18 protein-coding genes and 1 tRNA gene are annotated in these 25,159 nt (G+C 58.7%); 11 read left to right on the top strand and 8 right to left on the bottom strand.

Features of this window, described 5'->3' with window-relative positions:
- Window positions 1-8 precede the first annotated feature (8 nt).
- Both GGD53_RS03010 and GGD53_RS03005 read right to left on the bottom strand, forming a co-directional pair.
- A complete protein-coding gene (locus tag GGD53_RS03010; protein ID WP_184453410.1) occupies window positions 9-1,943 on the bottom strand; it encodes a bifunctional 5-dehydro-2-deoxygluconokinase/5-dehydro-2-deoxyphosphogluconate aldolase in 1,935 nt (644 codons plus the stop codon).
- A 91-nt stretch (window positions 1,944-2,034) separates the two neighbouring features.
- Window positions 2,035-2,910 carry a MurR/RpiR family transcriptional regulator gene (locus tag GGD53_RS03005; RefSeq protein ID WP_184453408.1) on the bottom strand — a complete coding sequence of 292 codons (876 nt, stop codon included), beginning with the start codon at window positions 2,908-2,910 and terminating at the stop codon, window positions 2,035-2,037.
- 208 nt (window positions 2,911-3,118) lie between these two features.
- On the opposite strand from GGD53_RS03005, the gene GGD53_RS03000 reads away from it, so the two are divergent.
- The 4 genes from GGD53_RS03000 (at window position 3,119) to GGD53_RS02985 (ending at window position 7,385) form a co-directional block, all read left to right on the top strand.
- The gene (locus GGD53_RS03000; protein ID WP_184453406.1) at window positions 3,119-4,234 is read left to right on the top strand and encodes a Gfo/Idh/MocA family protein; all 1,116 of its coding nucleotides are present in this window, start codon (window positions 3,119-3,121) and stop codon (window positions 4,232-4,234) included.
- A gap of 86 nt (window positions 4,235-4,320) precedes the next feature.
- On the top strand, window positions 4,321-5,538 hold the full coding sequence (locus GGD53_RS02995) for an NAD(P)/FAD-dependent oxidoreductase (RefSeq protein WP_184453404.1): 1,218 nt from the start codon (window positions 4,321-4,323) through the stop codon (window positions 5,536-5,538).
- Window positions 5,539-5,707: 169 nt separating this feature from the next.
- A tRNA-Ser gene (locus GGD53_RS02990) sits at window positions 5,708-5,798 on the top strand.
- A gap of 564 nt (window positions 5,799-6,362) precedes the next feature.
- Window positions 6,363-7,385, top strand: coding sequence for a porin (locus GGD53_RS02985; RefSeq protein WP_184453402.1), 1,023 nt, complete (start codon window positions 6,363-6,365; stop codon window positions 7,383-7,385).
- A 181-nt stretch (window positions 7,386-7,566) separates the two neighbouring features.
- Here GGD53_RS02985 and gmd read toward each other — a convergent pair whose 3' ends face one another.
- From gmd to GGD53_RS02960, 5 genes are read right to left on the bottom strand one after another with little or no spacing between them, the layout of a single operon-like run.
- Window positions 7,567-8,658: a GDP-mannose 4,6-dehydratase gene (gmd, locus tag GGD53_RS02980; protein WP_184453400.1), complete on the bottom strand. Its 1,092-nt coding sequence runs from the start codon at window positions 8,656-8,658 to the stop codon at window positions 7,567-7,569.
- A gap of 52 nt (window positions 8,659-8,710) precedes the next feature.
- Window positions 8,711-10,918 carry a GumC family protein gene (locus tag GGD53_RS02975; protein WP_184453398.1) on the bottom strand — a complete coding sequence of 736 codons (2,208 nt, stop codon included), beginning with the start codon at window positions 10,916-10,918 and terminating at the stop codon, window positions 8,711-8,713.
- Window positions 10,915-12,060 carry a glycosyltransferase family 4 protein gene (locus GGD53_RS02970; protein WP_184453395.1) on the bottom strand — a complete coding sequence of 382 codons (1,146 nt, stop codon included), beginning with the start codon at window positions 12,058-12,060 and terminating at the stop codon, window positions 10,915-10,917. Before GGD53_RS02970 ends, GGD53_RS02975 begins: the two co-directional genes overlap by 4 nt.
- Complete coding sequence (locus tag GGD53_RS02965; RefSeq protein ID WP_184453393.1) at window positions 12,051-13,154, bottom strand: glycosyltransferase family 4 protein; 1,104 nt, start codon at window positions 13,152-13,154, stop codon at window positions 12,051-12,053. Before GGD53_RS02965 ends, GGD53_RS02970 begins: the two co-directional genes overlap by 10 nt.
- Complete coding sequence (locus GGD53_RS02960) at window positions 13,151-14,101, bottom strand: glycosyltransferase family 2 protein (RefSeq protein ID WP_184453391.1); 951 nt, start codon at window positions 14,099-14,101, stop codon at window positions 13,151-13,153. Before GGD53_RS02960 ends, GGD53_RS02965 begins: the two co-directional genes overlap by 4 nt.
- 616 nt (window positions 14,102-14,717) lie before the next feature.
- Here GGD53_RS02960 and GGD53_RS02955 point away from each other — a divergent pair.
- Both GGD53_RS02955 and GGD53_RS02950 read left to right on the top strand, forming a co-directional pair.
- Window positions 14,718-16,037 carry an O-antigen ligase family protein gene (locus GGD53_RS02955; protein WP_184453389.1) on the top strand — a complete coding sequence of 440 codons (1,320 nt, stop codon included), beginning with the start codon at window positions 14,718-14,720 and terminating at the stop codon, window positions 16,035-16,037.
- A complete protein-coding gene (locus GGD53_RS02950) occupies window positions 16,034-18,163 on the top strand; it encodes a right-handed parallel beta-helix repeat-containing protein (RefSeq protein WP_184453387.1) in 2,130 nt (709 codons plus the stop codon). The genes GGD53_RS02955 and GGD53_RS02950 overlap by 4 nt, the downstream gene beginning before the upstream one ends.
- A gap of 135 nt (window positions 18,164-18,298) precedes the next feature.
- Here GGD53_RS02950 and GGD53_RS31580 read toward each other — a convergent pair whose 3' ends face one another.
- On the bottom strand, window positions 18,299-19,219 hold the full coding sequence (locus GGD53_RS31580) for a phytanoyl-CoA dioxygenase family protein (RefSeq protein WP_246717687.1): 921 nt from the start codon (window positions 19,217-19,219) through the stop codon (window positions 18,299-18,301).
- 289 nt (window positions 19,220-19,508) lie between these two features.
- On the opposite strand from GGD53_RS31580, the gene GGD53_RS02935 reads away from it, so the two are divergent.
- The 5 genes from GGD53_RS02935 to GGD53_RS02915 all read left to right on the top strand — a co-directional run bounded on the left by GGD53_RS02935 (window position 19,509) and on the right by GGD53_RS02915 (window position 25,051).
- A complete protein-coding gene (locus tag GGD53_RS02935) occupies window positions 19,509-20,375 on the top strand; it encodes a WecB/TagA/CpsF family glycosyltransferase (RefSeq protein ID WP_184453383.1) in 867 nt (288 codons plus the stop codon).
- A gap of 7 nt (window positions 20,376-20,382) precedes the next feature.
- Window positions 20,383-21,837, top strand: coding sequence for a sugar transferase (locus GGD53_RS02930; protein WP_184453381.1), 1,455 nt, complete (start codon window positions 20,383-20,385; stop codon window positions 21,835-21,837).
- Window positions 21,838-21,883: 46 nt separating this feature from the next.
- Window positions 21,884-22,936, top strand: a complete 1,053-nt coding sequence (locus GGD53_RS02925) for a UDP-glucuronic acid decarboxylase family protein (protein WP_184453379.1) — start codon at window positions 21,884-21,886, stop codon at window positions 22,934-22,936.
- 130 nt (window positions 22,937-23,066) lie between these two features.
- Window positions 23,067-23,876, top strand: coding sequence for a glycosyltransferase family 2 protein (locus tag GGD53_RS02920; protein WP_184453377.1), 810 nt, complete (start codon window positions 23,067-23,069; stop codon window positions 23,874-23,876).
- A gap of 128 nt (window positions 23,877-24,004) precedes the next feature.
- Window positions 24,005-25,051 carry a glycosyltransferase family 2 protein gene (locus tag GGD53_RS02915; RefSeq protein WP_184453514.1) on the top strand — a complete coding sequence of 349 codons (1,047 nt, stop codon included), beginning with the start codon at window positions 24,005-24,007 and terminating at the stop codon, window positions 25,049-25,051.
- Window positions 25,052-25,159: the final 108 nt, after the last annotated feature.

The raw sequence follows: 25,159 nt of genomic DNA, 5'->3' as shown, positions 1-25,159 counted from the left end.
CTTAATTCTCAGTGAAGCCCACGCGTCTTAAGCCAGGCCTCTGTCAATTGCCGGAAGCGGCCGGCCATGTCGGCGATCGCCTCCTCGTCGTTCATGTTGCCCGAGAGCCAGGCGCGCGCCGGATCGGCAAAGATCGTCCGGCCGACGGCAAAGCCCTTCACGGAGGGAGCTGCCAGCGTCGCCTCGAAGCAGGAGATCAGCTCGTCGGCGGGCGCCTCAAGTCCCAGGAGCACGATACCACGGCACCATGGATCATTTTTGGCGATGACCGCATCGATCTTCTTCCAGGCTTCGCCGGAAGCCTGCGGCTCCAGCTTCCACCAGTCCGGCTTGATGCCGAGCGCGTAGAGCTCCTCCAGCGCGGTCGCGATCGTATCGTCGGTGAGCGGTCCGTTCTTGCCGGCGATGATTTCCACCAGGAGCTCGCGACCGACCTTGCGCGCGGCCTCGAATAGGGTGCGCAGCTTCTCCTGCTGCTCCGTCTTCAATTCGGCTGGATCGTCGGGGTGATAGAAGCACAGGCATTTGATGGAATGGCCGAGCGGCCATTCGACAAGCTGCGAGCCGATATCCTGGCTGAATTCGAAGCGCAGCGGCTTCGAGCCCGGCAGTTCGACAGGCCGGCCGATCCAGGAGAAGTTCTTCGTCGCCGCATCGAAGAAGGCGTCGCGGCCGAAGCGTTCGTCGATCAGCATTCCGTAGCCATCGCGGCCGTTCGAAACGCGCGCTGCCGCCTCGACCGCCAGCCGCTTGAAGGCGACGATCTTGTCATGGCCGACGCCGAGTTCGTCGGCGACGCTGACAAGCTGCGAGCGGTGGTCGATCGCCAGCGCCATCAGCAGCGGGATTTCGCCGCGCCGCGTCGATGCCCAGTGGATATGATTGATCGCCTCGTCCTTGCGCAGCGCCCGATGTTTGCTGCCGGATTTCAGGAAGAAGTCGAGCTCCGCCCAGGTCGGATATTCCGGCGAGCAGAGCAGGCGGGAGACGGCGAAGGCGCCGCAGGCATTGGCCCAGGTGGCGCAGGTCTTCAGCGGCTCGTCGCGCAGAAAGCCGCGCAGGAAACCGGACATGAAGGCGTCGCCGGCACCGAGCACGTTGAACACCTCGATCGGGAAGCCCTGGCCGACGATGCCGGCTTCGAGGTCGTCGGCGATCGGCCCGTCATAGACGATGCAGCCCATGGCGCCGCGCTTGAGCACGATCGTCGCCGGCGTCAGGCGGCGGATTTCCTTCAGCGCGCCGAGCACGTCGTCGGCGCCTGATGCGATCAGGATTTCCTCTTCGGTGCCGACGATGAGATCGCAATCCGGCAGCGTCTCCTTCATCTTCGAGGAGACGCGGTCGGATTTCACATAACGCTCGAAACCTTCCGCATGGCCGGCAAGCCCCCAGAGGTTCGGCCGGTAGTCGATGTCGAAGATCACCTTGCGGCCGTTCTCCTTGGCGATGCGGATCGCCTTGCGTTGCGCGGCCTCGGTATTCGGCCGGGAGAAATGTGTGCCGGAGACGAGAACGGCGCGTGAGGATTTGATGAAGTTCTCGTCGATATCGCCTTCTTCGAGCGCCATGTCGGCACAGTCGGAGCGATAGAAGATCATCGGCGATACGCCTTCGGCCTCGACCGCCAGCAGCACCAGCGCCGTCAGCCGTTCCTTGTCAGTGACGATGCCATCCGTCGCCACACCCTCGCGCGCCGCCTGCTCGCGGATGAAGCGTCCCATCTGCTCGTCGCCGACGCGGGTGATGAGCCCGGACTTGAGGCCGAGCCGCGCCGTGCCGATGGCGATATTGGACGGGCAGCCGCCGACGGATTTGGCGAAGGAGGCGATATCCTCCAGCCGCGAACCGATCTGCTGGCCGTAAAGATCGACCGAAGAGCGGCCGATGGTGATTACATCAAGCGCCGGCTCCGGCTGTGAACCCGGATTCGATTGTACCATGATGTCCTCCCGCTAGATTTTGCGCGGCTTCCAGTGCCTGCGAATGTCGATAATGAAACATTGGTTCCGATATTTTGTCAATTCGGAATGTTTATTCCATTTTCTCTTTTCCAGCTTTGTGATGTTGACGCTTGCGACGCCGCTCGGCGATCGCAACCGGCAGCGCCATGGTGAGCGCCATCGAGGCTGAAAGCGAGCGGAAGCCGGCGAAATCCGCTTCCGCCACCTCGAACCAATGTGTGGCGCAGGCGGCAAGCGGCGAGAAGGCGGAATCGGTGATCGCAATGACCGGGACGCCGCGGTCGGCAAGCTCCTGGCTCTGGCTAAGGCTGTCGGCTGCATAGGGCGAGAAGCTCGCCGCGATCGCCGCATCCCTCGGCGATGCGAACTGCACCATTTCAGGATCGACTCCGTTCGGCGAGGCGACGATCTGGTGGCGGATGTTGAGCTTGGAAAATGCGTAGCTCATATGCGCCGTCAGCGGATAGGAGCGGCGCTTGGCGATCAGGTAGATCGTTTCGGCGGCGGCGAGGATATCCACCGCCTTCGTGAACGTCTCGCTTTGAACCGTCGCGGCCAGCCGGTTGACCGATTGGTTCGCCGCGGCAATGAATCCAGAAAGCAGGTTGGCGTCTTCGTCGTCGCCGCTCGTTTGCTCCAGCGTGACGAGCCGCTCTTCATAGCTCAGCGTCCGGTCGCGCAGCCTTTCACGGAAGATGCTCTGCAGATCGGAAAAGCCGTCATAACCGAGATGATGCGCCAAGCGCACCAGCGTCGACGGCTGGACCTCGGAGGCGGCCGCGATGCTCGCCGTCGTGCCGAAGGCGATTTCGTCGGGATTGCCGAGCGCGAAGGCGGCGACCTGCGCCAGCCGCTTCGGCATGTTCGCCTTGCGCTCGATGATAGTGCTGCGCAGGCTTTCGAAATCGCGCGGCACGCGCGCGTGCCTTTGGGGATCATTATCCATGCTTGCGGCTCACGGGATGAAACAAATATTCCATATTCCTGAGCATAGACGATTTCGAACGGCGCGCCTAATTGTTTTTAATCGCCTGTAATTGAAGGGTTTTGTACAATCGCAGCGAAGAATGAAGGCCATATGCCTGCCAACGGTCTCTTGTCAAAATGATCCAAATATTCCAAAAATCCGCGCACAGTTCTGGAGGAGACGGAAAATGAAGCCACTTGGCATCGGTTTGATCGGCACGGGTTATATGGGCAAGTGCCATGCGCTGGCCTGGAATGCGGTAAAGACCGTGTTCGGCGATGTCGAGCGTCCGCGGCTCGTGCACCTGGCTGAAGCCAATGCCGCGCTTGCCGAGGCCCGTGCCGGCGAGTTCGGCTTCGAGAAGGCAACGGCCGACTGGCGGGCGCTGATCGCCGACCCCGATGTCGACGTCGTTTCCGTCACCACGCCCAACCAGTTCCATGCCGAGATGGCGATCGCGGCCCTGGAAGCCGGCAAGCATGTCTGGTGTGAGAAGCCTATGGCGCCCGCCTATGCCGATGCCGAGCGCATGCTGGCGACGGCAGAGCGCTCCGGAAAGGTTGCCGCTCTCGGCTATAATTACATTCAGAATCCCGTCATGCGGCACATCAGGAAACTTGTCGGCGACGGCGCCATCGGTGCGGTCAATCATGTCCGCGTCGAAATGGACGAGGATTTCATGGCCGATCCCGACGTCTTCTTTTATTGGAAGAGCGAGCTTTCCGCCGGCTATGGTGCGCTTGACGATTTCGCCGTGCACCCGCTGTCGTTGCTCTGGTATCTTTTCGGCCATGTCGAGGCCGTCATAACGGATATGGTGAAGCCCTATGCCGACCGTCCGCTCAGCCAGGGTGGCCGCCGTGCCGTCGAAAATCACGATGCAGCCAACGTGCTGATGCGGCTTGGCGGCGGCATCTCCGCCGTGTTGATGGCGAATCGCGCCGCCTGGGGTCGCAAGGGGCGCATCGCCCTGCAGATTTACGGCTCGAAAGGCTCGATCCTCTACGACCAGGAGCGCATGAACGAGTTTGAACTCTATCAGGCAGAAGGGCCCGGTTCGGAGCAGGGCTTCCGCAAGATACTGGCGGCGCCTGCCCATCGGCCCTATGATCGCTTCATCCCGGCTCCTGGCCATGGCCTCGGTTTCAACGATCTGAAGATCATCGAGTGCCGCGAGCTGATCCGGGCAATATCAGGCGAGCCGTCGTCGATCGTGACATTTAAAGACGGTCTCAGGATAGAAAAGTCGGTGCATGCCATGGCACAGTCCTTCCACGAGCGTCGCTGGATCGAAATCGGCTGAATGTAAGAAGCCGCTTTCCGTTGACGGCGCATGGGGCAGGGGATAGGCCTGGCGTAAATGTCGAGCCTAGTTTCAGGAGTGAGATCGTGACGGATAGAGTGGTGATCATCGGCGCGGGACAGGCGGGTTTCGCCTTGGCAGCCAAACTGCGTGCTTTGAAGGATACGCGCCCGATCACCCTCATCGGCGCCGAGGATGTAGCCCCCTATCAGCGCCCGCCGCTTTCGAAGAAATATCTGCTCGGCGAAATGAGCTTCGACCGCCTGCTGTTCCGCCCGGAACACTGGTATGCCGACAACGACGTCGATCTTCGCCTTTCGACCTGGGCCGAGCAGATCGAGCGGGACAGCAAGCAAGTTCTGCTGCAGGACGGCTCTGTTCTCGACTATGGTACGCTGGTGCTCGCCACCGGCTCGACGCCGCGCCGGCTGCCGGCAGCAATCGGCGGTGATCTCGAAGGCGTCTATGTCGCCCGCGACAAGCGCGATGCCGATCTGCTGGCCGATGAAATGCGCCCCGGCCGTCGCGTTCTCATCATCGGCGGCGGTTACATCGGCCTCGAGGCTGCGGCCGTCGCTCGCCATCGTGGTCTCGAAGTCACGGTCATCGAAATGGCCGATCGCATCCTGCAGCGCGTCGCGGCGAAGGAAACGGCCGACCTCATGCGCGCCATCCACGAGAGCCACGACGTGGTGATCCGCGAGAAGACCGGCCTGAAACATCTGATCGGCAAGGATGGTCGGGTTTCCGGCGCCGCCCTTTCCGACGACTCGGTCATCGATGTCGATTTCGTCGTCGTCGGCATCGGCGTCGTGCCGAACGACCAGCTTGCCAAGGAAGCCGGCCTGGAAGTCGCCAACGGCATTATCGTCGACGAATTCGCCCGCACCTCCGATCCGGCGATTTTTGCGGCCGGCGATTGCGCCGCACTTCCATGGCAGGGTGGGCGCATCAGGCTCGAATCGGTGCAGAATGCCGTCGACCAGGCCGAAGCTGCGGCAGCTCTCATCGCCGGCGGCGACGAGCCTTATGAGCCGAAGCCTTGGTTCTGGTCCGACCAGTACGACGTCAAACTCCAGATCGCCGGTTTCAATCTCGGTTATGACGACACGCTTTTGCGTCCGGGCGCCCGCGAAGGGGCTCATTCGATCTGGTACTTCAGGGAAGGTCAGCTGATCGCTGTCGATGCGATCAATGACGCGAAGGCCTATGTGACCGGCAAGAAGCTACTGGAATCCGGAACCAATCCCGATCGAGCGATTCTCGCCGACGCCTCGGCCGATCTCAAGAGCCTATTGAGCTGAGTCCGCGAGCGCGCGCTACAAGGCGTGTGCGCCTGGAGGATCGATCGGCCGAGCTTTTGGGGGCAGGCGCTGTCCGTCAAAAGCCGAAACGCCGGCCCCTGCATTTCTTCTGGTGAAAACTCAAAAAACCCTTGCATTCACAGACCGCTCACCCTAGTTAGGCGGCACCGGAGAGGTGGCCGAGTGGTCGAAGGCGCTCCCCTGCTAAGGGAGTATACGTCAAAAGCGTATCGTGGGTTCGAATCCCATCTTCTCCGCCACTTTGATTTCCACCGCGTATCTCTGATCTCAACTTCCGTCGGCGAATCACGGCCGCTTAATCGGCTATCCCTGCCAGTCGCGCGCAAGGGAGAATCGCTTCGAAGAGAGAGATCGCTGGCGGGAATCACGTCCCGCGCTTCTGCCCTCAGGCGGTAGCGAGAGCGGATGGGTGAACGTCCGGTTACGCTTTCGGGAACTGCCATCTCCACCGCAATAGCCTGAACTTGTCAAAAACGTGTCCAAAATGCGTCGAAGGGCGCATGTCCATCTCTTTGTTTGGCTCGCCTAAGCTGCGGCAAAATCAGGCTTTTCTTAACAAAGCATAAAGGAAATCAGGGCCGGTTGCCCGACTTGTGTCCTTTCGGCAACAGAGTGTCGGGAAGGCTCCCGCAAACCACCCATTCGAGTAAGTTGGTGATTGCGTGACGGCCGCCGTCTTGTATTTTCACCCTCGGAAGCAAGGGCGACGGATCGTCCACTTCTTAAAACACGGGGATGGGGCAGGGAACGCTGCTCAGCGAAAGATCCCAAACCCGATCGAAACTTTGAATTGGAGGTCATTTATGAACATCAAGAGCCTTCTTCTCGGCTCCGCTGCTGCTCTGGCAGTAGTTTCCGGTGCTCAGGCTGCTGACGCTATCGTTGCTGCCGAGCCGGAACCGGTTGAATATGTTCGCGTCTGCGACGCTTACGGCACCGGCTACTTCTACATCCCCGGCACCGAAACCTGCCTGAAGATCAACGGTTACATCCGTTTCCAGGTCGACGTTGGTGATCAGCCGCTCAACGGCTCGGCCAGCAACGACAGCGACTGGGATGCCCGTACTCGCGGTCAGGTTCAGTTCACTGCTAAGAGCGACACCGAATATGGTCCGCTGACCGGCGTCATCGTCATGCAGTTCAATGCTGACAACGCATCGGATCAGGGCGCCAAGCTCGACTCCGCTTACCTCGACATCGCAGGCTTCCGCGCTGGTCTCTTCTACAGCTGGTGGGACGATGGCCTCTCTGGCGAAACCGACGATATCGGTTCTCCGGTCACGCTGCATAACTCCATCCGTTATCAGTACGAAACCGACGCCTTCTACGCTGGCATCAGCGTCGACGAACTGGAAGACGGCTTCTACAAGTCTGACGAAGAAGCCAACAACGTTGGCGTTGCAGTCGGTCTCGGCGGCAAGGGTGGTATCTTCAGCTACCAGATCACTGCCGGCTACGACGTCGACAACGAAGAAGGCGCTATCCGCGCAATGGGTACGGTTGACATCGGTCCCGGCACGCTCGGCCTCGCAGCCGTCTACGCCACCGGCCCGAGCTCCTACTACACTGCAGCTGAATGGGCTATCGCTGCCGAATACGCAATCAAGGCAACCGACAAGCTCAAGATCACCCCCGGCGTCCAGTACTACAGCGACTACGGTGTTGACGGCAACGACTTCGCCGACGGCGATGCCTGGAAGGTTGGTCTGACGGTTGATTACCAGATCGTCGACAACTTCTACGCCAAGGCTTCGGTTCAGTACCTCGATCCGGAAGACGGCGACGACTCCACGTCGGGCTACTTCCGCCTGCAGCGTTCGTTCTAATCTGGTCTGACTTCGGTCGATCAGGAAAGCCCGGCTCTCGAGCCGGGCTTTTTTTGCATTTATGCGGGGGCAGCATTTGAATCTCGCAGCCCTCGGAGCGAGACGATCGCACGATCGCGGAGCAACCATGCCGCGGGGAGCGGCGGCCTAGACCCTTTTTCCGGCAAGGCTGTAGATCACCTCAGGCATAGGCAAAGCCTTTGGTTACACTCACCGCCGGAACATTTCGTGCCATGACTTTCAGATCCTCGCGGACCATCTCCGTAACCAGCTGATCAAGACTGGTCTCGTGTTTCCAGCCAAGCTTCGTATGCGCCTTCGTCGGATCGCCGATCAGAAGGTCAACTTCAGTCGGGCGGAAATAAGCCGGATCGATTTCCACCACGCAGCGACCGGATGTCTTGTCATACCCCTTTTCCTCAACTCCGGTCCCACGCCAATCAATTGGCATGCCCACCTTGGTAAAGGCCTTGTCGACAAAGGAGCGAACCGAGTGCGTTTCGCCGGTTGCAAGGACATAGTCCTCCGGTTCGTCCTGCTGCAGCATCAGCCACATCCCACGGACATACTCGCGCGCATGTCCCCAGTCGCGCTGTGCATCCAAATTGCCGAGATAGAGCCTTTCCTGCAGTCCAAGATGGATCGCAGCCGCCGCCCGGGTGATTTTACGGGTCACGAATGTTTCGCCGCGAATCGGGCTTTCATGATTGAACAAGATGCCGTTCGAGGCGTGCATGCCGTATGCCTCGCGATAATTGACCACGATCCAATACGCGTAGAGCTTGGCCGCTGCGTAGGGTGATCGAGGGTAGAAAGGCGTCGTTTCGCTTTGCGGGACTTCCTGCACTTTGCCGTAGAGTTCCGAGGTGGACGCTTGATAGAAGCGAGTCTTCCTGGTCAGTCCCAGGAGGCGAATTGCTTCAAGCAACCGAAGTGTGCCGGTTCCATCGGCGTTGGCCGTATATTCCGGCGTCTCGAAGGAGACTTGAACGTGGCTCTGTGCTGCGAGGTTATAGATCTCGTCAGGCTGCGTTTCCTGAACGACACGGATGAGGTTCGTTGAATCGGTCATGTCCCCGAAATGCAAGATGAACCGGGGATTCTCGACATGGGGATCCTCGTATAGATGCTCGATGCGGCTGGTGTTGAAGGACGATGAGCGTCGCTTGAGGCCGTGAACAATATAACCCTTCTCCAAGAGAAACTCGGCCAGGTAAGCACCGTCCTGACCTGTTATACCCGTAATCAGCGCAACCTTGTTTTTATTCTTCACTACGGTCTCCGTAATTTGTTTCGGCGGAACCAGATGTGAATGCACTCCCGGTTCAGGTGAATTCGTGGTATTTCCTCAGTGATTTCACAAACAATTCCGAATCGCTGAAGTTGTACATGGCGTGTTGTTTCGGATTGACGTTGTTTATGGCAACGCAGAGCTCTGCGTTGCGTGCGGTCCTCAGCTGATGTAAGCAAAATTCGACGGCGCGACGGCTCGTCTTACCCCATTTAACGACTACGAGCGTTCGTTCTGCTAACGCCGTCAGATGCATCGTATCAGCCGAGGCGAGCACGGGTGCGCTGTCGAAGATGACGACTTGGCCCAGCGAGGCGGCCATCGAGACGATGTCGGCCGCATCCGTCATACGGGCGCGCCGATGGAGAGTGGCATTGCCGGCCGGAATGAAGTCGATGCCGCTCGGATGGTGATCGATGATGTCCCGGATTCCAGCCTGTCGACACAGGAATTCGTTCAACCCCTGCTGTAGTTCTGACCTGAAAAACGAGTCGAGATTTCCGTGTCTGAGGTCGCCATCAACAAGCAGCACCGGAATTCCGTTGGCGGCGAGATCGATTGCCAGTGATCTGGCGACAAGCGACTTGCCCTCTCCGCTGTGAGCCGACGTCACGACAATACTGTTAGGCAGCTTTCCACCGTTGGACTGTTTGAGCGAAGTTATGACCGAGCGAATTGCTTCGTCAAACATCCCGTCTTGAATGTACCCAAAGAGCATAGATGGATCCCCCCGGTCCTTCCGTTTCAGGCGCGGGATGAATCCGGCTGGCACTATGCGAGGCATTCCGGCCATCTGATCGAAGCTGCGGACCGAGTTATCCAGCATCTCGACCACGAAAGCGGCTGTTACCGCGATCGATATCGAAGCCAGGAGGGCGCCGACCAGATAGAAAAGTCGTCCGCGCCCCTGCGGTGCCAGCGGCACTGCTGCCGGTGACAAAACTTCCAGTTCCGCTCCCGGCAGCATGGCTTGCGCAGCCAGGCCACGGCGCTGCTCCTCGAGCTTATCAAGCGCGGTCTGCTCCTTGTCAGACATGCGTTGGAGTCGCGCCAGCTCCGTTTGCGCCAGGGCAGAGCGAGCGCGTTTCTCATGCGCAACCGCCAAGGCCGACCGGACCGCGTCATCCTCATGATCGAGCGCCGCAAGCTTGGAGCGGATGGATTGAAGATATCGATCGACCGCAAGGCTGAGATCGGTGCGGGATTTAAGAATCTTCGCCCGCATATCGACCACGGCTTCGGCGGTGTTGCCATATATCTCGAGAAGGCGCTCGAGATCTTGCTCCTGCGAACGAAGCTCCCGTTGCGCCGCGCCAATGCTGTCGGGAATAACCATATTCTGCAGGGCAAGCGAGAGGTCGTCAGCCGCTTCCAGTGCAGATATCGTTGCTCTCGCTTCAGTGCGGCTTTGTTCGATTTTTGTCTGCCGCTCGCCCAGCTCCATTATTGACTTGATCTGTTCAACCTGATCGTCGTCATTTGAGACGACGTCCATCGTTTTCTGATACGCGTCGGCGGCATCGCGTGCTGCCGCAGCGCGGTCCTTCTGTTCGGCGATGCGCTGCAGAACCCATTCTTCTGCCGCATCCAGGCGCCCCCGCAGACCGTCCTTCCGCTCTTCGAGATAGATGCTGATGAGCCGGTTCGGGACTGAGGCTGCCAGTTGGGGATCGCTCGCATCGAAGCCGATCTGAATAACGTCACTCTGGCCATCGCGCCATACGCGCAATGCCTTGTAGTACTTCGGGATGATTGGCTCGATGCTGTTTCGTACCGGCGAGAATGGTTTTTCTCTGTCGACCAGACCGCGCAACATTGCTCGGACTCTGTCGATAAGCGAGCTCTCCTGCAGCGCCGGATTGAATTCCGGCCACTGATCGAGCCGCAGGTCGCGGATTACCCGCTCTGCAATGCTTCTGGAAAGAAGCCGTTCGGTCTCCGATGCGGCGTCCAGCGGATCGTTGCGACCGGAATCCTCAGGCCCGAGTTTCGTCGCCAGAGGTGTGTGGATTATCAGCCGGGACTCGGCATGAAAACTCGGCTTCAACCCCGAAACCATGATCGCGGCGATCGCCATAAACAGCGTGATGATAGCCGCGATCATCACCATCCTTCGCCGGATAAGACGCAGGCCCGATGTGAGGTCAAAGTCGTCCGACCTCGTTTCTACCTGAAACCGGGGATCGTAACGCATCGACGAGAGCGAGGCGTTGCGGTCTGGCGGGATAGTTGAAATGGTCATCGTTCACCAACCGACGTTTGAGGTTGCGCGGAGACGGCGTCGTAGAGTTTTTCCAGCGATCGCATGTAAGCTTTCATACTGAACTGATTGAGATAATGAGCTCGGGCCTTGGCCGAGAGGCGGTTGCGGATTTCCGGATCGCTGACGAGTTTTGCCAGCGCCGCAGCCAGGGCATCCTTGTCTCCGACAGGCACGAAGATGCCCGTTTCACCGTCGGAGATGACTTCGCCATGCGCGCCGACGCGCGTGGTAACGACCGCAAGCCCGTGGGCGAGCCCTTCGACCACAGCCATTGCCAAGCCCTCGGCATGCGAAGGTAGGACCAGGATATCTGCCCGTGCACACAAGGCTTGCGCCTCGTCGGCGCCGAGCCAGCCCGGCATTTTCACCAGATCTGAAAGGCCCAGGGCCGCGGCTTGGCGTCGGTAGTCCTCCACAGGTCCGTCGCCTGCCAGCACGGCTCGCCACTGGAGCGCCTTCATAATCGGATGACTTAAGGCAAGCAGAAGCTCCCCAACGCCTTTGCGTTCGCTCAGTCGGCCGAGAAAGACGATCAACGGCATCTTGCCGACGTGGACACTGCGCGCCCCGGGGTCGGGAACACAATTGCGGATGACGGCCACGCGGCGCTCGTCCACGCCCAGAAGCGTCGTTAGCGTCACACGATCGCGCTGCCCCAGCGCTACGACCTGGTCGGCATGTTGGAACATCCGGCGTATGAGCATTTGTTGCCGTGGCGAGCGTGCGGCAAAGTCACTCGCATAGTCGTAATCGTGCAGGTGTAATATGTGAGAGCATCCGAGGAGGCGGGCCGCCTCGGTGAGGATCAGTTTTCTTGTTGTGCTGCCGCGACCGGCGATATGGATATGGTGAATGCGTGCCGGAGCAATTATCCGATCCTTGGCCATCATCAAGATGGCGCTGAGCATGCGCATCGGCGACGTAACCAGGGACCAGCGCGGTCCTCTGGTGTCGGTGACGAGATGCGTTTCGCCCGCCTCCTTGGCCGTGCTCGATATATAGCCGACCATCCTGCCAATTCCGCCGCCGTTCTCGCGACCACCCGGGACGTAGTGGCGCACGGTCGCTGCTGCATTCCGCACCGCTGTCCGATCCCCCTCTGTGAGCGCCGTCATTCGCATGCTCCGACCACCTCACGATAAACGGCCGCGGCCTGTGCCCCGACCTGTTCAGGCGAATTCGGACCTGTGGCCCAGGCGAGCGCGCTGGTCCCGAAGCTGCTTCTCAGTTCGCTGTTATCAGCCAGTGTCCGGATGGCACTGGCGAGCTGTTCGACGTCCCCTGGCCGAACCACCATTCCCAGTCCGTTCGGCAGAACGGTGGCGCGCAATTCGCCGACATCGGTCACGATGACCGGTTTGCCAAATGCCGCGGCAAGGTTGAGCACACCACTTTGCGAGGCTTCCGTGTAGGGAAGAACAACGATATCGGCATCCAGAAAAAGCTGGGCGACCTCCATGTCCTCGATAAAGCGGTTGCGAATATCATAGCGGCCGGCTTCGCCCATAAGAGGCTGGAAGATCCAGGGATCATCGCCGCGGCCGGCGACCGTGATGCGCAGGTTGGGGAGCTGATCCTTCAGCATCGCCTCGGCGCGGACTAGATGTTCCAACCCCTTGTAAGCAAAAATCCGCCCGAAAAGCAGGACGCGCAAGGTTCCATCTGCGTGGCGCCGCGCCATCTTGTGCTGCCGAGCGAGTTCCGCGTAGCGATGAATGGCCGGATGCGACAGGACATGGACGCACTCGGGCGATTTTGAATATCGCTCGAGAACCATTCGTTTCAGCCCCTCGCCATGGACGACGACATGACCCGATTGCCGCACGATCAATTGCGGAGCCCAGGCCGGGAGCGTTCGGGTGTCGGAATCACCGGGATGCACGTCAACGTCATGGACGGTCGTCACGAGCGGGATCGGCCGCCAGAATGGCGCAGCAAAGTTCAACCAGAGTGTGGAATTGCTCAAAAGGTGAATGACGTTCGGCCGCTCGTGCCGGATGAGACGCGTGAGTTGGTGCAGAAACCAGGGATTGGAGAGTGAGCGGTGCCGTGGCCAGTCCAAAAGGTGCAGATCGACAGCCGGATCGAAAGAGGAGACAAGATTGGCGTAGCGCCGACGCGGGACTGCGAGCACGACCTGCAGGTGTTGCGCAACACCGCTGGCGAAGGAGATGGTGTAGTCTTCGAGTTCGGAAACCAGCATCAGCGCCTTCATCGTGCCGACTCCGACAAGCCAACCGCCTGACCGCGTCGAGGAAGGTCGCGGGCTGTCCGCAATGCCTCACGCATACGCCTCAGCAAGTTTGGTTCTCCGGCGAAAAAAAGTCCTTCGGCGACAAGTCTGAACCGGGTGCGTGCATCTGCGCCCTCCAGCCTGGCTGAGGCGACCCGATACGGAAAGTGATCGGTCAGACGCAGCCTTCCGGCTAAGCCGTGCGCGGAAAGAAACTGGTTCGTCGCGTCAACGACAGTCCGCCAATGGGCCATCCGCTTTCGCAGCATGGCGGCGTCATCGACTGACCGATACCAGTTGTTGTTGTGAATCCGGTAGAATCCGAGTGAATCCGACAGGGCGACAACATCCCCCAGAAATGGGTAGATGCCCGCGAGCCAGGCATCGGCGGAAATGTGAAACTGCTCGGGAATCTCTCCTGCCGCATCCCAGGCGCTGCGTCTTACAGCGATGGCTGATGTCAGTGGGAAGGGCCACCAGCCAGCCGATCTCGCAAGGCGCGGCGACAAATCTCCCGAACACAGGGTTCGAGGAATTGGCTTGAAGGCTATTGAGCCATCGGTCTGCGTTGGCTGAAGTCGGTGATAAACAAGCGATGCATGAGGATTCGACTGGAAAGCAGCGGCTGTTGCCGACAGCTTGCCCGGCGCCCACCAGTCATCGGCATCGAGAAAACAGAGGATGTCACCACTGCTTGCCTTTACAGCGGCATTAATGGCGGCGGCCTGTCCCTGGTTCTCCTGGAAGACCACCTTCACCCGCTTTTCATAACCTTCGAGAACCGAGCGCGACTGATCGCTCGAGCCGTCATCGACGACGATGATCTCGGCATCAGACGCCCTTTGGCGCAAGGCGCTGTCGATCGCCCGAGGAAGAAAGCAACCATAGTTGTAGTTGTTGATGAGGACGCTGATCGTCGGCCGCTCCATGACACCCCTCTCAAGCGCGTTGCTGCGCGACACATCGGTACGCCGGAGTTGCGAACGCTCGTTCGTTCGGCAACGCGAATTGATGGAAAGAGATGAGAGGCGGACAGGCATCATTCTGCGCGATCAGGCTTCTGCCCTGAGCTCGTAGGGTCACCACCGCAACGCGTGACGCTTCCGTTATAGTGCATACGAAACCAGGACCATGACGCAGAACCATAAGAATCCCAACCCTTCCAAGCGTCACTGCCAAACAGCCAGCTGCGCCAGAATTATTGCCTCACTTCACCACCAACTGCGGCTCAGCGCGATCTTCGCGGTATGTTTTCATCGCCAAGCTACCGGCGATTGGTCACCGGTGACATCTGCTCTTATGGGCAATGCCATTGGCCCAAGCACCAACTTTTGGGGGAGGGGTCGACCGTGAGCTTAATCCAACCAACGTCCTTGGACGGTGGGTATGCGCGTTAGGCTTAGCTCCGTCTTCGTTTGCGTCAGTTGACTGGGGAGGTGTCGGGATGTTCGTTGGTAAGCAGCGCAGCTGTGAAAGGGGACCCATGTCTTTCCAAATTGCCGCGATCAACAGCCCCTCATCTGTCCAGGCAAATCGGGACCGATAATGAGAGCCGATACGCTTAGAGCCGCGAATGGGCCGACCGTCAGTTGGCGAGCGATAGAATGCTGGGGCGCGGGCTTCTGCCTTTTCCTTCAGACAGGCGCCCTTTTCCCGCTCATGCTGGCGGACGCCGACGGAGCCCTTAGCGATCACGCCAGGTCTATATTGCGTCTGCTTTGCCTACCCGTATACGGCTTTACATTGTTGATGCTGGTACGGAATTTTCCGCAATTTCTAACGGCGCTCAAGCGAAATTGGTTTGTCCCGCTGATGGTCGCCATGCCGTTTGTGTCCGTCTTCTGGTCGGTAGGCCCATCAACGACATTCAGGCGAGCCATCGGCCTGCTCTTTACTGTGCTTCTGGCTTACGTGCTGGCGATACGCTTCACACCACGGCAGTTGCTTCTCCTGGCATTTGCCACCTTCGGAACATGCATCGTCCTCAGCCTGCTGGTCTTCGTGGCGTCGCCGGGTCTCGCTCGCATGCCGATGGACGGCGCCGTGCGTGGCATATTCATCCACAAGAACAGTCTCGGTTGGTATGCCGCGATGATGACACTGGTGTCGACGGCCGTTTTAATGGACGGTAACCGGGGTTTACGGCGAACCGCTTTGCTTTTCTTGATCGCGGGTGGGGCCTGTCTCATGGGCTCCGGATCGATGACCGCGATCATTGCGACGGTATCTGCCTATTGCTTGATCGGGTTCTATACCCTGTTGCGGCGGATCGGCGGCATCAGTCGCATCGTCCTCATCCTGTTTTTTGTTCAAATGTTCATCGGGCTCCTCCTATTGCTTCACGAATTCCTGGTTCCATTCCTGGAGGCGCTTGGCAAGGATGCCACTTTGACCGGCCGGGTACCCTTGTGGGAACTGGTCGATGGTCAGATTGCCGATCATCTGCTGCTCGGCTTCGGCTACCAGGCCTTTTGGACAGAAGCTAATCCCGACGCCTGGATTATCTGGTCGAAGATCGGATGGATGGCTCCCCACGCCCATAACGGATTCCGCGATACGCTGCTGAACTTCGGAATAAGCGGAATGATTTTGTTCGCTCTGATGCTTCTACAGGCATTGCGCCAAGGGGCGGTCCTCCAATGCCGGGATCCGCGCTATTGCTGGCTCTGGCTGAATGTCTTCACCGTCGTCATTTTGGTGATGAACATGACCGAGACAATCTTCCTAATCCAGAATGACGCGATTTTCGTTCTGTTTATGTCGGGCATCATCATGTTCTCTCTATACGAGCCCGTTGTTTCGATGACCCCCGGCCAGCAAATGCGGGCATCGGCGCGCAGCAAAACGGCGGAGCGGCAGATTTGAGGCTGCCTTTCGCACCGATCTTGAGCATTCTGTTTGCGACGCTCTTTCCGCAGCCGAGCAACCTGGCCCCAGTGACTCGGGACGCAGATGCGCCCGATAAGCTGCAGACGGCGCTCAGGGAAGCGACTTGCGCGGAAGCGTCGCCGGCGACCTTTTCGGACAGGCTGAAGGGGACTTCACTGAGCAAAGTACTGACGGGCACATCTGCGGCCCGGGCAGTATTCTATGTTTCTCCTGATGGCAAGGACAGTTGGAGTGGGCGTCTTCCCAAACCCAATCCTCAGCATACCGACGGTCCTTTTGTCAGCATCGAGAGAGCTCGGGATGCTGCGCGTGAGAAGCGCGGCCAAAACACGATCGCAATGGGCGGCGGAGACTATTATCTCACTGAACCGATCGTCTTCGACGCGCGCGACGCGGGCCTGGTCATCGCGGCAAGGTGCAACGAAACGCCGGTTCTGCACGGCGGCCCGCTTGTACGCAATTGGACGGCACAGGCCGATGGCCGCTGGACGGCATCACTGAAGCTGCCTGCAGGCAGGGAGGTGGGCGACCTTTTCGTCAAGGGCGCGCTGCAGACGCAGGCACGCTTTCCCAACGCCCCGCTCGATGGAGATCCGCGCAAAGGATGGCTTTTTGCGGCCAAGTGCACTGAGGATGACGACATATGGCATGGCAACACGCGCTTTTGCTTCCATGCCGGCGATCTTCCGATCTCGAAAAATACAGCGGGGCTTGTCGCCCACATCGTCGGTGGTTTTCGCCCCGGCAGCCAATGGGGCAGTGACACCCTCCCAGTGGTCTCAATCGACACCGCGAACCGGGCCATCAACACCAGAGGCACTGCCTATTTCTTCACCGCGGAAGGCAGTCGCTATTTCCTGACCGGGGCGGCGGCCCTGCTCGATGCTCCCGGGGAGTGGTGGTATGACCGCGCCAAGGAGCAACTCGTCTACCTCCCGACCGATGGATTGCCAATCAGCTCTACGGCTGTCACCGGCATCCTGCCGACATTCTTCAGGCTGGATGGGGCCGACGGAATGGTTGTATCCGGACTCCAGTTCCGGGATGGGGATCCGCGCGGCAGCGGCAAGTTCGGTACCGACACCAGGAGCTTTGGCGCCATACGGCTCGACCGGGCGGACGGCGTCCGGCTGCTCGGCAATTCCATCGACAATGTCGGCGTCGGCATCCATGTTTCCGAGAGCAAAGATGTCCTGATTGCCGGCAACGTGATTGCGGATGTGGCCGGCAATGGAATTTATGTCGGCACGACCTATGGCACCTTCCTCAAATCCCACGGTGCGACAATCCTGTCGAACCACATCCATGACATCGGCAGGGTCTATTTCGAAACGGCCGGGATCTGGTTCCAAGCTGCCGACAATGTCAGGATCGCTCATAATCTCATCGAAAACGCAGCCCAGTTCGGTATCGCCGGTGGCTCCCTATGGGGAGATCAGGACGCAGTCCATGACGCGGTCATCGAACACAACGTGGTCCGCAACGCCAATCAGCAAACGGCAGACGGCGGCGCCATCAAGCTGATGGGTGAGCAGACGGACCCTTTGAACAGCAGCATTCGCTACAATCTCGTCACCGGAACAGGTCAGCTTATGAACAGGATCGATGGGACATTCTGGCCGCCTGGATATGAAAATACCAGTGAATGGCCTTCTCCTATCAGTTGGGCGATCTATACCGACGGCAAGGCGAGTGGAGTGCGCATCGAAGGAAATAGGCTTTTGGATAACATATCGGCGATCGGCATAAACGGCGGCTGGAGCAACCTGGTGACGGGGAACACCATTACAGGCGGATCTGGGGCTGCCTTTCGCGTCGATGACGGTACGGGCCGGGGGTGGCGTCCGCCTTGGGCAGGCCCCAATCGTATCGAGGACAATATCGTGTCGGTCGACAGCGGTAATGGGCTTGCAGCATACATTTACGTGCCTGACCACAAGCTCGGATCGGTGCAATTTGCGCGTAACCGTTACAGCGGCAATCTGAACGACAAGAGCTTCAGGATCCACCCGGAGATCATGCCTTCGGGAGAGTTTGGCAGTCTAAGCGATCTTCAGAAGGCTGGGATCGATACAGGCAGCGTAGCGTCGCACGCCGAATAACAAGACCGGCGACGCGACGGAAATGACTGCTGCCGATAGGAGCTATGACATCATGGCCTCGGCGAACCGGCCCAGAGCGAAAATTCCAACGGATCGTGCGTCAGGTTCGAATCCATACGCCGACACAGCTACGCATCAAGTTCCCGGCCCGGAAACCTGCTGGGGTGCGACCGGCTTGCCGATAATGGGCGGACTGATGTTATTGGCCGCGAGCTGTTTCAGAACCTCTGCGCTCAGCGTCCCCCGAACGCCGGAATGGCGATTGCAGCCTTCTTCGGCATAAGAATGGGTGCATGAATCGGACGGACCAAAGGTCATGAAAAGCGCCATGCGGTCGGGGGTGCCGGCTATCCGTCGGAGGGCTGAACGTGTCAGGGTGAAAGCCTTTTGCGAGTCGAGCCGAAGTCGCGGCCCGATCCGCTCAAAGAACTTGCGTAGGCTTCTGTCGACGAGTGTCGGCATTTGGCCGGCATGTTCGATGCGCACGTCGAAGATGATGGCATCGCCTGCCCCTATACCCAAGCCCTTCTCCGGCATGCTCTCAACCAGGCCCTTGAGGTGAGATCTTGGTCGAACCTTCAATGTCGCCGGCGAATGTTCGTCCTGATCCTGTAGGTAGAATGCGATTTTGTAGACCCTGAAAGACTCGTCCGCGAAGATGGCTCCGTCGATGCAGGCAGGGTGGTGGGGAACGTCGTTATGCCATGACGATGTCGTGTTGATCATCATATCGCATTCGCCCGTGAGAACGACGTCAAGCGGCCGCGTGATTTCCTTGAGGCGATTGAGGATCACATCGGAACTCAGAAACTTGGCGATTTCCTCTGCGACATACATGGCATGAAGTTGGAATTTGCCGCCGTACTGGTAACGACCTTCCGACTTCAGGTGTTGCTTGATAACCAGCCGTAGGCGCTCCACCTGATCAGGGGACAATAGTTCTCTGATGATGATATACCCATCAGAGCTCAGGTCTTTCTGCAGCTGGTTGGTTTTGCCGGGCAGCTCTGAAGGCTCGCCAGCCGGGCCCGTCATCTCGCCTGTCGGGTTAACCATCTCTCCCCCGCTTCGTTCGCGCGCAGGTCCGCCCAGGCTTGGCGCGAGAGTGACTATCTTCCGCGGCGTTGTGAAGGTCAAACCGCTCTTTCGGGGTCGCACTCATCAAAAAGAGCAACGTGGCAAGCCGTGGGAGTACGCCGCCTTACTTCGAATATTGTAACTTATCTCGGCCGAAGGCGTAGGAATATGAAGTGTCTTCTACGTCCAATAGTTGGAACTGAAAGTATGGAGACAATCGCTCTGCCGGCATATTCTGGTGACAGTTTAAATCGCGAAAGCGTATGTCATGGGAAAGCAACCAGCAGACAGAGGCCAAACTTCAGTTCTTAAACAAAAGGACTCCCTGGAATGGACTAACGTCCTTGGTGTTCGCATTTCGGCAGTTAATCTTAAAAGCGCGACCGGTTTTATTCAAAAAGGGATTGAAGACGGCAGGAGGGAATATGTGTGTGTTCGCGACGCACACGGTGTCGTCCGATGTCAAGATGACCCAGAGCTCCGGTCGATACATAACCGGGCTTTCCTCGTAACCCCCGACGGCATGCCGTTGGTATGGGCGTTGAAGCGTGCTGGCCATGTGGAGAGCGACAGGGTCTACGGACCTGATCTGATGTTGTCTGTTTTCGAGGCCGGCACATCGAAGGGTATACGCCACTTCCTTTATGGCGCAACGCCCGAGACGCTGCAGCACTTGCAGGCGCGGCTTCTCGCGAAATTCCCGGAAGCTGAGATAGCCGGCTCCTATGCACCGCCTTTTCATAAACTGTCACCGCTAGAGGAAGCCGATATTGCGGACCGGCTCAATCGATCCGGCGCCGATATCATCTGGGTGGGGCTGAGCAGTCCCAAGCAGGAACTCTGGATGGCGCGCATGCGTGACCGTCTGGATGCATCGATGCTTATCGGCGTCGGAGCTGCATTCGATTTTCACGCCGGCCTCAAGCGGCAAGCTCCAAGATTCATTCAAAGAAGCGGCTTCGAATGGGCCTTTCGTCTTTTGTGCGAGCCGCGACGGCTGTGGCGGCGCTATGCGCTCGTCGTGCCGACCTTCATCTCACTGACAGCATTCCAGAGACTGGGTCTTCGGAATTTTCCGATCGAAGACGAGGTTTTTGGATCGAGTGCGCCAAAAGCAACAGCCGTAAAGGTGTGAAGCGACCATGTCCCTATTTGCGCCGTCAGCAATCACGTCCGACCTGCGGAAGGCGAACCCTTTCGTGGCAAACCCCACGCCGACCGCCGAATTCAGCACGCGGGCAGGGCTGAAGATACCGGTTCCATTCAGGCGCAGGTTGCCTCGGCTTGCTACGTCGTCATTTCTGGTTGCCGGCGACATCGCAAGCTATCTGATAGCCTATCTTCTTCTCCTGCCGTTTCTTCCGCACGGTTCGGAGAAAATGGTGCTGGAGCGCGCTTTCGCTCTCGCAGCACTGGCAGCGATCGTTCTTTATGCATCGAACGGGCTCTATCCCGGATATCGCCTTCACGACCACGAACATCTGCGCCGCCGCACGACGGCGTCCTTCAAGGTGTCCATCATAGCAGCGCTTGGGGCGATCCTTCTGCCGGAAGGGCTAGGACTGCTGTTTCCGATCATCGGCTTCCTTGGCCTCGGATTGGTTGTTCAACCTCTTATGCGCGGGGCCGCACGAGGACTGTCCTGGAGGCTTGGTATCTGGGGTGAGCGGGCAGTGATCGTCGGTGCCCGCAATCGCATCCCCTCGCTCATGGCGTATTTCTCAGAGCATTGGCACTACGGCATTCGGCCGGAATCCTTTTCTCCCGATACTTCGGAAGTATTAGCCGACAACGGGCCGTCGATTGCCTTGATCGCTGATGATACGGGCTCCTTTATCGCCGAGTTGGCAACGATGCGTCGGCAGTTCGCCGAAGTCATCCTCCTCTCCGACACGCCGAACCTCAAGATAACCGGATTGCGACCGGCGGACGTCGGCGGAGAGATCGGTGTTCGCTTGGCCGTCGGCGGGAGATCGGCAAGCTCGAACCTGGTTCGTCGAGTCCTCGATCTCGTGATCGCTATCCCTGCGACGCTGGTGCTGATGCCCTGTATTCTGGTTGCCGCCGCCGCGATCTATGCCATCGATCCGGGTCCCGTCTTCTTCAGACACGCCAGGGAAGGCTTGTCTGGCAAGCCGGTGCGCGTCCTGAAACTGAGAACGATGTACAGAGATGCGGAGCAGCGGCTCGAAACATTGTTCCGGGACAATCCGGACATACAAGCCGAGTGGTCGAACCACTTCAAGCTTCGGCAGGACCCGCGCATCCTGCCGGTGATCGGGCATGTCCTTCGCGCATCGAGTTTCGACGAACTCCCGCAGCTGGTGAACATCATTGCAGGAGAGATGTCCTTCGTGGGGCCGCGCCCCTTCCCGGAGTATCACCTTTCGGCGATGGATAGCGAGTTTCGTGCCAAGCGGCGCTCGGTAACGCCGGGGCTGACGGGGCTTTGGCAGATATCCGAACGAAGCAACGCGGATATCGAACTGCAGCAGCAACTCGACGAGTTCTACATCGACAATCGATCCTTGTGGTTCGACTGGCACATCCTTCTCAGCACAATTCCTGCGGTCCTGAAAGGCAAGGGAGCCTGCTGACATGTTCTCCATCCCTGTGGGCAAACATTAACAACGGAGCAAATCAATGCACGGACAGAAGCGAATTATGGTTACCGGCGGCACCGGATTCCTGGGATCATTCCTGTGCGAAAGGCTTTTGCGAGAGGGCAATGATGTCCTCTGCGTGGACAATTTCTATACCGGCTCGCGCGATAACGTGCTGCATCTTCTTGACGATCCTCGTTTTGAGATACTCCGCCACGACATCACATTCCCGCTTTATGTGGAGGTCGATGAGATCTACAACCTCGCCTGCCCAGCATCTCCGGTCCACTACCAGCACGATCCCGTGCAGACCGTGAAGACCAATGTGCACGGGGCGATCAATATGCTCGGCCTGGCCAAACGCACCAAGGCGAAGATCTTCCAAGCATCGACGAGCGAGGTCTACGGCGATCCGGCGGTTCACCCGCAGCCCGAGGAGTATCGCGGAAGCGTCAGTCCCATCGGCCCGCGGGCATGCTATGACGAAGGCAAGCGGTGCGCCGAGACGCTGTTCTTCGACTATCACCGTCAATATGGTGTGGAAATCCGGGTGGCGCGGATCTTCAATACCTACGGGCCACGAATGCAGACCAATGACGGCCGCGTCGTCTCCAATTTCATCGTTCAGGCGCTTCAAAACGAGCCGATCACCATCTTCGGCAATGGCACGCAAACGCGCTCCTTCTGCTATGTCGACGATCTGATCGAGGGCTTTATCCGCCTGATGGGTACGCCGGCTGGCGTAACGGGTCCGATCAATCTCGGCAACCCGGGAGAATTCCAGGTCCGGGAACTGGCCGAAATGGTCATCGACATGACCGGATCGAAATCAAGCATCGTCTTCAAACCCCTGCCGATCGACGATCCGACCCAGCGCAAGCCCGATATCAGCCGGGCAAAGCAGGAACTGGGCTGGCAGCCGACGGTGAGCCTGCGCCAAGGGCTCGAAAGAACGATCGCCTATTTCGAGTGGAAGCTTTCCGGCGAGGCCAGAAGCATGCCCGGCGTCAGATTTCCGCAGATGGCCTTCACCAGTCCGCCTGCTCCGGCCGTCGGCGTTCCCGTTCCGCACGCTGCGCCCTTGGGAACGTGATCGGCAACGTCAAAGCGCAAATCATGGCTCGGGTTTGGGTTTACTGAACCGAGCCCATATCGCGGTTTGTAAAAAGGGGCGGCGATCGTCGGACGTGCAAATCGCCGCAAAAACGCTGAGGACATGGGCAATGCGCGTTGCTGTTATTACACCATATTACAAGGAGCCTAACGAACTCCTTGAGCAGTGCCGGGCGAGCGTTGTCGACCAAACCGTTGCATGCGACCATGTCTTTGTTGCCGACGGCTTTCCGAACAGTTCCGTCGGTCGCTGGGGCGCAAAACATTTCATCCTGCCCAATGCTCACGGCGACGCGGGCAACATGGCTCGCGTAATCGGCAGCCTCAGCGCCTTCGCCCAGGGTTATGACGCGGTGGCGTTTCTCGATGCGGACAACTGGTACAGATCCGACCACATCCTGCGTCTGCTTGAACTTCACCACCGTACCGGTGCTGCGGTTTGCTCATCGAGACGTTCGATGCATCGCGCAGACGGTACCTACATGTTCGACGACTCAAAAAGCGACGGCCGCACGCACGTGGATACGAACTGCTTGTTTCTCACGCGGCCGTGCCTGCCGATCATCGCGCGTTGGGCTCACATGCCGAGGGAACTCTATCCAGTAGGAGATTCTGTCTATTGGAGCTCGATACGGAGCTCTGGGCTGTCGCGCTCTCATGAGCCGATCTCGACGGTCTGTTACCGCACGACTTGGGAAGCCGACTACAAGCGGATGGGTGAACCTGCCCCCGCGGGCAGCAAGACCCTCGCGTTCACTGACCAGCCCTACTACTGGTTCAAGTCCCTTCCGGTTCGAGACCGCTGGCGCATCTGGCAGGATTTCGGCTTTCCGCTCAGGCGGCGCACGGTAGCGAAGCTGGTCGGTCAATATGCGCTGTCAAGACTTTCCCCGTATTCCTATCTCGGAGCCAAAACATGAGTGCCGAGGCGGAAACATCTCTCAACGCACCTGCGAGCGGGAAGCAAACGCCACTTAACAACAAGACGATGCCGCGGGCGGAAGATCTGTCGAACCAAGCATGGCGCTGTACCAGCGGAGGAATAAGTTTGCAACGTGTTGATGTCGTCATTCCCTGCTATAACTACGCTCATTTCCTGCAGGAGTCTGTTGAGAGTGTCCTTTCACAAACAGGCGTCGATGTGCGCGTGCTTATTCTGGATGACTGCTCGCCGGACAATACACCTGAAGTCGGAAAGGCGCTGGCGTCCCGGGATGATCGGGTCACTTATCGGCGGCACACGACAAACATGGGCCACATCGCCACCTACAATGAGGGAATCGATTGGGCAGGCGGTGACTTATTCCTGCTTCTTTCTGCGGATGATTATCTTTTGCCGGGCTCGCTGGGCCGCGCGGCGGAACTGATGCGCACCTATCCGAATGTGGGGATGGCGTTCGGGAACGCGCTCATAGCTGAGCCGGACGGTAATACGAGCCGCGCTGATCCTCTCGGCGACAATAACGTGCGTCCCATGCAGGTCTTGTCCGGTCTGCAATTCATACGGTTGAGTGGGGCAAGCAATCTCGTTCCAACGCCGACGGCTGTCGTGAGGACAGCCCTGCAAAAGCAGGTTGGCGGCTATCGTAAGGAGCTGCCGCATGCCGGGGATATGGAAATGTGGCTGCGGCTCGCATCACATGCTGATGTAGGCTTCATCAAAGAGGATCAAGCAGTATACCGCCGACATGCTTCGAATATGTCGCTGCAATACTACGGAGAAAACATTCTTTCGGACCTTCTGCAAAGAAAAAAGGCTTTTGATGCCCTGTTTAGCCAAGCGACAGATAGCCTCAAAAAGGATCAGATGCTGAGACGCTTTCTTGCCAGGGAGCTCGGAAATAAGGCGCTTCAACAGGCTGGCATCGCCTTCAACAACTTCGACCTTCCAACGGCCGCGGCCATTCAGCGTTTTGCACTGGAGGTCTCTCCTGAGCTGCGAAATTCGTTGCCCCGGCTCAAATTGGCCTGCAAGCAAACGATCGGGCCGAAGCATTGGTACGCCTTGAAGTCCATCGCGCGACGAGTTGCAGGATGCATGCGCAGGAACCGGGTTAGTTCATCTGCAAGTACGGGAACAACGGTCGGCAGCTGAGCGCTCGATCGCTCTTCACGCCATACACGACAGACCTGCCCGGTATAAAAAACCCGGTGACGCATTTCGCGCCACCGGGTGATTTGAGCACAAATGTGCTGCAAAATA

Source organism: Rhizobium aethiopicum (genome assembly GCF_014197535.1).
GTDB classification, from domain to species: domain Bacteria; phylum Pseudomonadota; class Alphaproteobacteria; order Rhizobiales; family Rhizobiaceae; genus Rhizobium; species Rhizobium aethiopicum_A.
The sequence above is the reverse complement of the archived record's forward strand: the minus strand, read 5'-3'. Positions and strand labels throughout refer to the sequence as shown.